This is a genomic window from Pseudonocardia sp., from assembly GCF_029263155.1.
Taxonomy (GTDB): domain Bacteria; phylum Actinomycetota; class Actinomycetes; order Mycobacteriales; family Pseudonocardiaceae; genus Pseudonocardia.
In genome coordinates this window covers 100,685-112,134 of sequence record NZ_JAJCYB010000088.1, presented here as the reverse complement: position 1 = coordinate 112,134, position 11,450 = coordinate 100,685, and the positions used below count along the sequence as shown (strand labels likewise).

10 protein-coding genes and 1 pseudogene are annotated in these 11,450 nt (G+C 71.5%); 5 read left to right on the top strand and 6 right to left on the bottom strand.

What is annotated here, in order from left to right; translation table 11 throughout:
• From Q1K26_RS18760 to Q1K26_RS18745, 4 genes and pseudogenes are all read left to right on the top strand, one after another.
• A pseudogene (locus Q1K26_RS18760) lies at window positions 1–1,015 on the top strand (hypothetical protein); the annotation flags it as partial.
• Entirely contained in the window at window positions 1,012–1,350 is a 339-nt protein-coding gene (locus Q1K26_RS18755) for a hypothetical protein (RefSeq protein WP_300014452.1), read from the top strand. The pseudogene Q1K26_RS18760 and the gene Q1K26_RS18755, both read left to right, overlap by 4 nt.
• Complete coding sequence (gene istB, locus Q1K26_RS18750; protein ID WP_300014449.1) at window positions 1,347–2,123, top strand: IS21-like element helper ATPase IstB; 777 nt, start codon at window positions 1,347–1,349, stop codon at window positions 2,121–2,123. Before Q1K26_RS18755 ends, istB begins: the two co-directional genes overlap by 4 nt.
• Window positions 2,124–2,676: 553 nt before the next feature.
• On the top strand, window positions 2,677–5,703 hold the full coding sequence (locus Q1K26_RS18745; RefSeq protein ID WP_300014446.1) for a DEAD/DEAH box helicase: 3,027 nt from the start codon (window positions 2,677–2,679) through the stop codon (window positions 5,701–5,703).
• Here Q1K26_RS18745 and Q1K26_RS18740 read toward each other — a convergent pair.
• The 5 genes from Q1K26_RS18740 to Q1K26_RS18720 form a co-directional block, all read right to left on the bottom strand.
• Window positions 5,638–6,300 carry a hypothetical protein gene (locus Q1K26_RS18740; protein WP_300014444.1) on the bottom strand — a complete coding sequence of 221 codons (663 nt, stop codon included), beginning with the start codon at window positions 6,298–6,300 and terminating at the stop codon, window positions 5,638–5,640. The two genes, Q1K26_RS18745 and Q1K26_RS18740, sit on opposite strands and share 66 nt — an antisense overlap.
• 417 nt (window positions 6,301–6,717) lie before the next feature.
• A complete protein-coding gene (locus tag Q1K26_RS18735) occupies window positions 6,718–8,004 on the bottom strand; it encodes an FAD-dependent oxidoreductase (RefSeq protein WP_300014441.1) in 1,287 nt (428 codons plus the stop codon).
• On the bottom strand, window positions 8,001–9,137 hold the full coding sequence (gene tal, locus Q1K26_RS18730) for a transaldolase (RefSeq protein WP_300014437.1): 1,137 nt from the start codon (window positions 9,135–9,137) through the stop codon (window positions 8,001–8,003). Before tal ends, Q1K26_RS18735 begins: the two co-directional genes overlap by 4 nt.
• Window positions 9,130–9,771: a GTP cyclohydrolase I FolE gene (gene folE, locus Q1K26_RS18725; RefSeq protein WP_300014434.1), complete on the bottom strand. Its 642-nt coding sequence runs from the start codon at window positions 9,769–9,771 to the stop codon at window positions 9,130–9,132. The genes tal and folE overlap by 8 nt, the downstream gene beginning before the upstream one ends.
• The gene (locus tag Q1K26_RS18720; protein WP_300014431.1) at window positions 9,768–10,208 is read right to left on the bottom strand and encodes a hypothetical protein; all 441 of its coding nucleotides are present in this window, start codon (window positions 10,206–10,208) and stop codon (window positions 9,768–9,770) included. Before Q1K26_RS18720 ends, folE begins: the two co-directional genes overlap by 4 nt.
• A gap of 92 nt (window positions 10,209–10,300) precedes the next feature.
• Here Q1K26_RS18720 and Q1K26_RS18715 point away from each other — a divergent pair, with 92 nt between their 5' ends.
• Complete coding sequence (locus tag Q1K26_RS18715; RefSeq protein WP_300014428.1) at window positions 10,301–10,999, top strand: helix-turn-helix domain-containing protein; 699 nt, start codon at window positions 10,301–10,303, stop codon at window positions 10,997–10,999.
• Window positions 11,000–11,107: 108 nt separating this feature from the next.
• Here the strand turns inward: Q1K26_RS18715 and Q1K26_RS28810 are convergent, their stop codons facing one another.
• Entirely contained in the window at window positions 11,108–11,401 is a 294-nt protein-coding gene (locus tag Q1K26_RS28810) for a universal stress protein (protein ID WP_363320496.1), read from the bottom strand.
• Window positions 11,402–11,450: the final 49 nt, after the last annotated feature.

The window sequence follows — 11,450 nt, the reverse complement described above, 5'->3', positions numbered from 1 at the left end:
TCGCCCAGATCGACCGCCGCGCCCGCCCGGCGACCGTCGACCTCGGTATCCCGCCGATCACCACGAGCGGCTGAACGCACACGCCCGCAACGAGCCTCTGAAGATCAAGTTCAGAGAATACGGCATCCAGGTCGCGACGTGCGTGCCGTTCGACCCCGAGTCCAAGGGCGGCGCCGAGGCATCGGTGCGGGTCGCGAAGGCGGATCTGGTGCCGACCGAGGCCAACCTGGCCGAGCACTACCCGGACATGACCGCGCTGGTCGCGGCGTGCGACGCGTTCTGCGCGACGGTCAACGGTCGCCGGCATCGGGAGACCGCCGCGGTCCCGGCCGAGCGGCTGCTCATCGAGCGGGAGCGGCTGCACGTGCTGCCCTCGGCGCCCTATGCCGCCGCTCTCGGGGAGACGCGGCTGGTGAACACCGACCAGACCGTGCGGTTCGGGTCGGTGCGCTACTCCACCCCACCCGGGCTGGTCGGGACCGAGGTGTGGGTCCGGCCGGCGGGCGATGAGCTGGTCGTCGTCGCCGATCTCAACGGTCTCGCGCTGCGGCCGTCGTGGGCGCCCGCGGCGCCGGCCGGGCTGGTCGAGGTCGCCCGGCACGCCCTGTCGACGCCGGGTCGGCCACGGATCGAGCTGGGCCACTACCCCGGTCACCCACAAGATCCGTCCGGGGCGCCGCGGCCGCCCACCCCCAGGCCTACCAGCGCTGCGGAGACTGCGTTCCTCGCCCTCGGCCCGGGAGCCGAGGCGTGGCTGGTCGAGGCCGCCGCGGCCGGGGCGGTGCGGGTCCGGGCGAAGATGGCCGCCGCGGTCGAGCTCGCCGCACTCGCCGGGCACAGCGAGGTCGATGCTGCGCTCGGCGTCGCCGCGGCCGCCGGGCGGTTCGCCGAGGACGACCTGCTCGCCATCGTGCACCATCGCGCCGCCGGCGCCCCGACCGCGCAGCTGGTCGTCGCCGACGAGACACACTCCGCGCAACCGGGCACCGCGGCGTGGGAGGGGTTCGGCCGATGACCAGCCCCGACCCCACCAGCCCCGACCCCACCAGCGGCGACGACCCCACCAGCGGCGACCCGGTGTCGGCGTCGCTGCCGTGCTCGCCGTGGATCCTGCTCGACCGCACCACCGCGACCCAGGCCGCGACCGTGCTTGACCGGCTCGAGCAGTGGCTGGCCGGCGCCGGGACACCGGCCGCGGTCGCGGCCTGCGCGGCGGCGTGCTCGTTGGAGGAGGACGACGCGTTCAGCGTCGCGGCCTGGGTCGGGGCGCTCGCCGCCCGCCTGGAGCGGCGCATCACCGAGACCGACACCTGGCAGACCGACGGGCGGGGGGCCGGCTCGTGGTCGTGACTGCGCAACCCGCCCCGCCACCACTGCCCGAGGAGCTGACCGCGCTGCTGCGCCGGATGCGGCTGCCCTACCTGCGCGGCGCCGCCCCCGACGTCCTGGCCACCGCCCGCGCCCAGCGCTGGGACCCCGCCGAGGTCCTGCGGGTGCTGCTCGCCGAGGAAGTCGCGGGCCGCGATGACGCCACCCGACGCCAGCACCGCCGCGCCGCCGGACTCCCGGCCGGGAAGACGTTCAAGTCGTGGCGCGAGGCCGACAGTTCCATCCCCACCCCGACCCAGCACGCCTTGGCCACGCTGGAGTGGATCGGGCGCCACGAGAACCTCGCGGTCACCGGGCCGTCCGGGACCGGGAAGACGCATCTGGTCGAGGCGCTCGCGCACGCCGCGATCGATGCCGGGCGCCGGGTCGCCTGGTTCACCCTCGAATCGCTCACCGCCGCGGTCGGGCGGGCCGGAGCAGACGGCTCGGTCGCCCCCACCATCACCAAGATCACCCGCGCGGATTTGATCGTCGTCGACGACATCGGCATGCTGCCCGCCGGCCAAGCCGCCGCCGAAGCGCTCTACCGCGTCATCGACGCCGCCTACGAACGCCGCTCGGTCGCGGTCACCAGCAACCTGCACCCGTCAGGGTTCGACACGATCATGCCCAAGACCCTGGCCACCGCGACGGTCGACCGGCTGCTCCACCACGCCCACATCGTGCTCACCGAAGGCACCAGCCTGCGCCTGGCCGAGGCCACCGCAGGCAAGGGCGTGGTCCCCTTGACCTAGATCAACAGGAGATCAGCTGACCGCGGACAGGGAGATAACCTGTCCGCCAGCAGGGAGATCAACTGTCCGCCCACAGGGAAGTCCTGCTGTCCCTTGACACCGGACAACGGAGTCGGCGGTGGCCCGGCAAACCAGGACGTCGACGGCACGCCCAGTGAAGACCCCACGGTCTGTGCCGCCCAACGCGGCGGCGACCGTCGTCGTCCCCACGCCACCGCCGACCCCGGCCACGGTGGGGCCCTCAGGTCGGTGGACGCGACGTGGCAAGTGGTCGGGCATCGGATCCCCTGGATCGGCATGAGCTGACGTCAACAGGGTGCGATCACGTCGCGTCCGCGTCGTTCCCCGGCGCGTCGGCCACTTCGGGGAACCGCTGGGCACGGCTACCGGCACCACGCACCACTTCGTGTCGACCCGTCTCTGTTCGAGACGCACTCCTGGGTGCGCCTCCCGCTCGTCGTTCACAGGACGTCCGCCCGGCGCGCCCGGCCGCGTTGCTGGCCCCTTCCGCCGGCGCACCGCCGCACAGTGGGGAGGGGCAGGGAGGACCAGCGTGTTCCGAGGATTGTTCATCGGCATCGACCGCTACGCCGCGCCGATCACGCGACTGTCGTGCGCCAGGGCTGATGCCGTCGCGCTGGGTTGCCTCTTCGAGGACGCCGGAGGCGCCGAGGTCACGTTCCTGCTCGACGCGGATGCGACGGCGGACGGGATCCGGACTGCCCTGGAACGGATCAAGTCGGATGCCGCGGACGACGACCTTGTCATGGTCACGTTCTCCGGGCACGGGACGGAGGACCACCAGCTCGTGCCGGTCGATGCCGGACCGGATCTCGACAACTGTGTGGGGCTCGGCGAGCTCGCCAAGCACCTCGACGAGATCGCAGCGTCGCAGCTGATCGTCGTGCTCGACTGCTGCTTCTCCGGCGGGTTCGGCGGTGCCCGCGTCTTCGCGCCGGCGTCGGCACGTAGCCCCGTTGAGGATCGCGGCACGCTCGTCGAGCTCGCGCGCGGGGACGGTCGGGTGGTGCTCGCCGCCTCGGGTGCGGGTGAGCCGGCGCTGGAGACGATGCGTTTCGGGCATGGGCTCTTCAGCCATCACCTGCTCGAGGCGCTTCAGGGCTTCGGGCAGTTCGAGACCGCGGAGCGGATCCCGCTCTACGACCTTCTCGGGCATGTGACGACGGCGGTCGTCGACTCCGCCCGGCTGCTGGGCTGCGTGCAGACTCCCTCCCTGTACGGCTCGATCGACGGCGCGCCGACGTTGCCGCGGCTGTCCCCGGGACCGAGCTACGCCAGGGCGTTCCCGCAGCGGGTCCGCCCGCCCGCCACCTCCGAGTGGGGTTCGCTGGTGCCCTACGGCATCGGTGTGGACGTTCTCGATCGCTGGAAGTCCGCGATGCCGGCAGGTCTCAACGAGCTGCAGCTTCACGCAATCAACGAGCACGGTCTGCTCGAGGGGAAGTCGTTGGTTGTCGTGGCGCCCACCTCGTCCGGCAAGACCATGATCGGTGAGCTGGCGGCGGTGCGTGAGGCCGGGCTCGGTGGGCGTGCGGTCGTACTGCTTCCGCTGCGGGCGCTGGTGAACGACAAGTACGCCTACCTCACCGACCTCTACGGCGATCATCTCGAGGTCGTGCGCGCGACGGGCGAGCACTCCGATCAGGTCGGGTCGATCTATCAGGGGCAATACGACGTCGCACTCCTGACCTACGAGAAGTTCCTCAACATCGTCACCGCTGATCCGTGGGTGCTGCGCGGCATCTCCCTGGTGGTCGTCGACGAGGCGCAGAACATCTCGGACTCCACCCGGGGCGCGAACCTGGAGCTGCTGTTGACGCTGCTCCGCTCCGGGCACGCCCGTGGTGGTGCGCCGCAGATCGTGGCCCTCTCGGCCGTCATCGGTGGCACCAACGGTCTGGAGCGCTGGCTCGACGCCTCGCTGCTCAGGACGGACACCCGGCCGGTCCCGCTCCGGGAGAGCATGATCGACGGGACCGGTACAGCCACGCACCTGATGCCGGATGGATCGATCGCCGAGGATCCCGACTTCGTCATCCCGGACCGCTGGGTGGGCGGGCAGGGCAGCAAGCAGCTCGTCGTGCCTCTGGTGCGGCGCCTGGTCGGCGAGGGTAAGAAGGTGATCGTCTTCCGCTCGACCAAGGGCGAGGCCATCGGAACCGCGACGTACCTCGCCGCTGCGTTGGGTCTGCCGCCGGCCCGGTCGGCTCTCGACGCGTTGCCCGACCGGGACCTCTCCACGTCGTCCGCCACGCTCCGGGCTGCGCTGAACGGTGGGGTCGGTGTGCACAACGCCGACCTCGCAGCCGAGGAGCGCTCCATAATCGAGACCCTATTTCGGGATCCGAAGTCCGACATCGCGGTCGTGGTCGCGACGACGACCCTCGCGATGGGCGTCAACACCCCGGCCGAGGCGGTGGTGATCGCCGGTCTGACGCATCCCGCTGGATCGGGTGACTACTCGGTCGCCGAGTACAAGAACATGGTCGGACGGGCCGGACGCTTGGGCATCACCGAAGCGGGCGAGTCCTACGTCGTCGCGACCGGGCAGCCACGGCCGTCCGCGGCGTGGAACCGGTACATCACCGGCGACCCCGAGCGCGTCATGTCGCACTTCCTCGACGCCACCACGGATCCACAGACGCTCATCCTGCGGTGCCTCGTGGCCATGCACGGCTCGGTACGGGCCGACGAGTTGATCGACCTGTTGGAGAACAGCTTCGCCGTCTGGCAACGGATGGACGCGGGGGGCAACGGGTGGGACCGCTCGGCCCTGGGGCGGGACCTCGATGCGTTGCTGGACGCCGACCTGCTGGATCGTGAGCCGGACGGTGCCCTCACCGTGACCGAGCTCGGGCGGTTCGCCGGCGAGTCGGGCTTGGAGGTCCGGTCCGTCACGCGGGTCTCCTCGTTCCTGCGGTTCGCCCCGGCGATCCTGTCCGTCGCGGATCTCGTCGCGACAGCGCAGGTCACGGTCGAGCTGGACGGTGTCCACCTGCCGGTGGCCGGGAGGGCACGAGCCGAGCAGGCGCGGTGGCCGATGACGCTGCATCGTGCCGGCGTCGCTGGTTCCCTCGTGCAGCGGCTCCATGTCGGTGGCGGTGTCGTGGTGGCCAGACAGAAGAAGGCAGCCGCGGCGCTCCTCTTCGCCAGCGCCATGCCCATGGACGCCATCGAGCGCGAGATCACCCGCCATCTTCCGGGGCGCGCGGCGTCCGGGCCGGTGCGCGCCGTCGCCGGACGCACGCGCGACGTTCTGGACGCCGTGATCGGCATCTGCCGGGTTCGTGGCTTCGGCGTGCAGGACGAGCGGGCTGTCGATCTGCTGGCGGTTCGCCTGGAGATCGGTCTGCCGGACGCCATCGCCGAGCTGGCAGGCGTCGTCGGTAGGAACCTGACGAGGGGCGAGTACCTCGACCTCCTGGCCGCGGGAGTTGTTTCTCCCGACGGGGTGATGGAACTGCCCGAGGATCGACTTGCCGAGATCCTTCCGTCAGCAACTGCTCGCGCCCTCCGGCGACTGCTTCATGAGCGGGATGTCGTCGTCGGTGATGCCTGAGCCGGGTAGATGTGGCCGCTGCGTTCCCACGCTGGACGCGAAGAGACACCTGTGATTCCGCGCGTTGCACGTCCGGCGGTGTTCGTGGTCGCGTGGCTGTCGCGTCGGTGTCGTGCTCAGCCCCAACGGATCCGCCACCCGTATCCGAGTATTCGGTCTAGTCCACCGGTGTGCGCTGCTGCTCCTCGTGGCCGTTGGCGTGCACGCGCGTGCCGCGCAGGTGTTCGACGAGTCCACCGCCGGGATCGTCGCCGGCGCGCTCGGGGGTGACCACGACCGGGTAGGCCTCCCGGCGCGGATCGGTTCGGTGATGCCGAGCAGGTGGATGTCCACAGCATTGGCGTTGGGCGGCTGCACTCGAACGATTGGCTGGTCGTAGCCCGCGGTGAGCGTCTGGCCCCCGGGTAAGTGGGTCTCGCCGACGATCTCGCCCGCCGTGGCCACCGCGCTGCTGATGGACGCCAGCCAGTCGGCGTCGCGGCCTTCGTAGACGATCGTCACCTGCAACGACGCGACGTCGCCGGGCTGGTAGACGGCGTCACCGAGGATCGGTCCGTCGTGGGTGAACTGGGCGTCGCGGACGAGGATCGACCCCACCTGCCCCACAGCCCCGCCGCTCGTGCAGACCCCTGAACCTGTGGTCGTCGAGGAAGCGCGCGCAGGTGCTGCGGGTGTCGGGCACCGTCGGACAGTTCCACGGGCTGTCCGAGGACGACTACGCACGGGGCTTCTACCACTTGTACGAGGCGTATGAGAGGTAGAGGCCGAGGCCTGCCTCTGCGACGCCACTGTCGAGATCCTCGCCAGAACACCTCATAGGTCCCGCAGCGGGTCGCTACCGCGGAGTGCCGCATTGCCAGCATCGGTCGGGGCTCGTCGCGGTCGGGAGTGCACCGCAGTCCGAGCAGAGCAGGTGCATCCAGCACACCGGGTCCCCTGACTGGGTGCGCTCCTCCTCGCGCGTACCGCCGGCGTCTGCCGGGCGTGCCGCGTCGGCTGACCCCGCTGCCTCGTTCATGCCCGTCCTGATCGGGACGACGCGCCGGTCTGTCCGGTCCGCGGAATCGCGACGTCGGTCAGCGGGACGTCGAGGTCGCCCAGTCTGGCGGGGTCGACCGGCTCGCCGGACTCGATCAGGGCCCGGATCGGGTCGGTCACGTCCCACACGTTGACGTTCATCCCGGCCACCACTGATCCGTCGTGCAGCCAGAACGCGATGAACTCGCGGGCGGCCAGGTCGCCGCGGACGACGAGTTGGTCGTTGCTGTCGGGATGGGTGTAGCCGGTGTACTCCATGCCCAGGTCGTACTGGTCGGTGAAGAAGTAGGGCAGCCGTTCGTAGCTGGAAGTGCGCCCGAGCATGGTTCTGGCGGCGACGGCGGGCTGGTGCAGCGCGTTGGCCCAGTGCTCGACGCGGAGCTGCCGGCACAGCAGCGGGTGGTAGGCGTTGGCGACGTCGCCGGCGGCGAGGACGTCGTCGTCGGAGGTCACGAGGTGTTGATTGACGAGGATGCCGTCGTCGACGCCCAGGTGACAGGATCGCGCCAGGTCGATGTTCGGTGCGACCCCCACCCCGACGACGACCACGTCGGCGTCCAGGGCGCTGCCATCGGCGAGCAGTACGGCGCCGACGGTCGACGGGTCGGTTGTGGCGGGCCGGAGGTCGCGGACGGTCACCCCGCAGCGCAGGTCCACGCCGTGCTCGGTGTGCAGGTCGGCGAACACCTTGGCCATGTCTGATCCGAGGACGCGCAGCAGCGGCAGCGCGGCGTGCTCGAGCACGGTGACCTCGGCTCCGGCTGCGCGGGCGGCGGCCGCGGTCTCCAGCCCGATCCACCCGGCGCCGATGATCACCACCCTGATGTCGGGGCGGAACGCGGCCCTGAGGTGGTCGCTGTCGTCGAGGCTGCGCAGGTAGTGCACGCCGGCCAGGTCCTCGCCGGGCACCGGCAGCCGGCGCGGCGAGGCGCCGGTGGTGAGGAGCAGCTTGTCGTAGCGCAGGCGGGTCCCGTCGCCGGTGACGAGCTCGTGGGCGCGGCGGTCGACCGCGGTGACCGTGGTGTCGACCCGCAGGTCGATCCGGTGCTCGGCGTACCAGCGCTGCGGGTGCACGAACACGGTGTCGCGGTCGGCGCTGCCCTGCAGGTAGCCCTTGGACAGCGGTGGCCGCTCGTAGGGGCGGTGCGGTTCGGCGCCGAGCAGGACGACGTGTCCGTCGAAGCCCTCGACGCGCAGCGCCTCGGCGGCCTTGGCGCCGGCCAGGCCCGCACCGACGATGGCGAATGTGGGTGTGTCACTCATGTGTGATCGTCCCTCTCTGTGCGGCCACGCTTCGCGGCGGCGAGCTTGCGGTCCAAGGTCTGCGTGAGGGCGGTCCAGGACGCCTGGAAGGTGGTGAGGCCGTCGCGTTCGAGCTTCCCGACCACGTCGTCGTAGTCGATGCCGACCTCGGCGAGCTCGGCCATCACCTCGGCCGCGTCGTCATAGCTGTCGCGGATCGTGTCGCCGCGGACGGTGCCGTGGTCGGCGACGGCGCGCAGGGTCGCTTCGGGCATGGTGTTGACCACGCCGCTGGTGACCAGGCCGAGGACGTAGCGGGTGTCGGCGTAGGCCGGGTCCTTCACCCCGGTGGAGGCCCACAGCGGGCGCTGCGGCCGGGCCCCGGCCCGGGCGAGCCGGTCCCACCGGTCGGAGGTGAACACCTCGTCGGAGGCCTGGAACGCCAGTCGGGCGTTGGCGATCGCGGCGGCGCCGCGGATCGCCTTCGCCTCGACGGAGCCGATCGCGTCGAGCCGCTGGTCGATCTCGGTGTCGACCCGGCTGACGAAGAACGAGGCGACGGAGGCGAGCCGGGTCAGGTCGTGGCCGGCGGCGCGGGCCCGCTCGACGCCGTCGAGGAAGGCATCCATCACCTGGGCGTAGCGGCGCCGGGAGAAGATCAGCGTGACGTTGACGCTGATCCCCTCGGCCAGGCACGCCGTGATGGCCGGCAGGCCGGCCGTGGTCGCCGGGACCTTGATGAACAGGTTGGGGCGGTCCACCATCCACCACAGCCGCCGGGCCTCCACGATCGTCTTCTCGGTGTCGTGGGCGAGCCGGGGATCGACCTCGATCGACACCCTCCCGTCCACACCCTGGCTCGCGTCGAAGGTCGCGCGCAGCAGGTCGCAGGCCCCGGCGACGTCGCGGACCGTGATCGCGCGCAGGGCCTTCTCGACCTCGACGCCGCGTGCGCCCAGGTCGTGGATCTGCCCGTCGTATAGGTCGCTGCCGCTGATCGCCTTGTGGAAGATCGTGGGGTTGGTGGTGACGCCCACGACGTGGCAGTCGCGGACCAGGCGCGCGAGGCTGCCGTCGGCCAGCCGGGCGCGGCTGAGGTCGTCGAGCCAGATCGCCACCCCGGCGGCGGTCAGGTCGGCGAGCGGGTCAGCCATGACGGCCACCGCTTGTCGTGGGGGCGGAGATGGTCAGGGCGAGGAACTCCGCGCGCGAGCGCGGGTCCTCGCGCAGCGTGCCGAGCAGGGTCGAGGTGATGGTGCTCGTGCCGGCCGCGCGGACGCCGCGCACCGTCATGCACAGGTGCTCGGCCTCGATGACCACCCCGACTCCGCGGGGTTGCAGGTGGGTGTGCAGCCAGTCGGCGACCTGCTTGGTCAGCCGTTCCTGGACCTGGGGGCGGCGGGCGAACATCTCGACGACCCGGGCGAGTTTGGACAGGCCGAGGATCCGCTGGCCGGGCAGGTAGCCGACGTGGGCGGTACCCAGGAACGGAAGCATGTGGTGTTCGCAGACCGAGTGCACCGGGATGGCGCGGGCGAGCACCAGCTCGTCGTAGTTCTCGTCGTTGGCGAAGGTGGTGAGGTCGAAGGAGCGGGGGCTGAGCATCTCGGCGTAGGCGCGGGCCATCCGCGCCGGTGTCTCGGCGGTCGCGCCGGAGTCGGTGGGCACCCCGAGCGCCGCCAGGAAATCGCCGGCGGCGCGTTCGGCGCCGGCCAGATCGATACCCTCGACGGGAGGCACCACGCGCAGCGGCGTGACCGGCGGGAGGTCCGGGGCGGGCGAGGTCATGACGTCGCCGCCCAGCGGCCGCGGCGGGGGAAGGTGGTGGCCAACCGGGCGAGCGCGAGTGCGGCCACGAGGAGCCCGAAGTCGCGCAGCGCCACGTCGTAGAAGTCGCCCAGTAGCAGCAGGTTGACGATGATCCCGGCCAGCCAGAGTGCCACGACGTACCCGCCGACGCGCGGCAGGACCGCGACCAGCAGCCCGGCCAGGATCTCCACCACGCCCACGTTGATCATGTGCTGGGCGGCGGTGCCGGGGATCAGCGCGTCGATCTGCGGCGCCAGGTACTGCTCCCAGTCGGTGAGCACCCCGAAGAACTTGTCCAGCCCGAACAGGATCGGCGCCACCGTGAACACCGTGCGCAGCAGCACGAACGCCTGGCGAGCGCCGGGCCCGGAGCTGGTGTCGGCGGGTGGGGCTGGGGCGTCGCGGTGGGTGGTCATGGTTCCTCCGGCTCTATAGGACGATACTGTGGACGTTAGAACGCCCGATCTGTTACGTCAATGCTTGTGTCCTTTAGAAGGTGGTAGGTCGCGTGGACGATTTCGTCTCGCAGGTCGTGGGCGTCAGCGCGCTCGCCGAACCGGCACGGCGCGCGCTGTACCTCTACGTGGCCGCGCAGCCGGAACCGGTCAGCCGGGACCAGGCCGCCGCGGGCGCCGAGCTGCCCCGGCACACCGCGAAGTTCCACCTGGACAAGCTGGTCGCCGACGGGCTGCTTGACACCGAGTTCCGGCGCCTGTCGGGACGCCGTGGTCCGGGTGCGGGCCGCCCCACGAAGCTGTACCGGCGCTCCCCATGGCAGGTCGCGGTCACGCTGCCGCAGCGCCACTACGACCTGGCCGGGCAGATCCTGGCCGGCGCCGTGGAGGACGCGGCCCGCGACGGCGGGCCCGTCCTGGACGCGGTGCAGCGAGCGGCCGCGGCCGCCGGGCATCGGCTCGGCGCCGCGGTCGGTCCGCGTGGGTCCTCGGCGTCCCCGCTCGACGACGTCGCCGCGGCGCTCGCCGCGCACGGCTACGAACCCCGCGTCGAGGGCGACGCGGTCGTGCTCGCGAACTGCCCCTTCCACACGCTGGCCCGAGAGCACACCGTGCTGGTCTGCGACATGAACCTGCACCTCATCACGGCCCTGCTCGACGAGCTCGGACAGCCCGCGGTGCGGGCCACGCTGCAACCGACGCCCGAGCGGTGCTGCGTGACGTTGCGGACCCACGCCGGCCTGGACCCGTGATCCCCGGAGTGCCGGTCGTGATCCGGAGGCCACGCGGCTGACCGCGCGAGCGACTGAGCACGCCTCGCCCGGAGCAGCGGTGGAGGCCGGTCGTTTCCTGGCCCGACGTCATCGCTGCTCCCCGGTGTCGGGTCGGACGACGGCGACGGGCCAGGGGGAACGATGCAGCAGGGCGTGGCTGACCGACCCGAGGACCAGACCGGTGAACCCACCGCGGCCTCGGGAACCGACGACCACGAGTTGGGCGCGGTCGGCCTGCTCGAGCAGGATGTGCGCTGGGCGGTCATAGGTGACCAGCCGTTCGACCGGGACGTCGGGGTACCTGTCGGCCCAGGCAGCCGCTCGGACAGCAGCTTCCGCTCGAGGCCCTCGATCGCCTCCAGGTCGAGCAGCGGCTCCCACGCCGGGTTGGCGATGAGGTCTCGCCAGGTGTGCACCGCCACCAACCGCA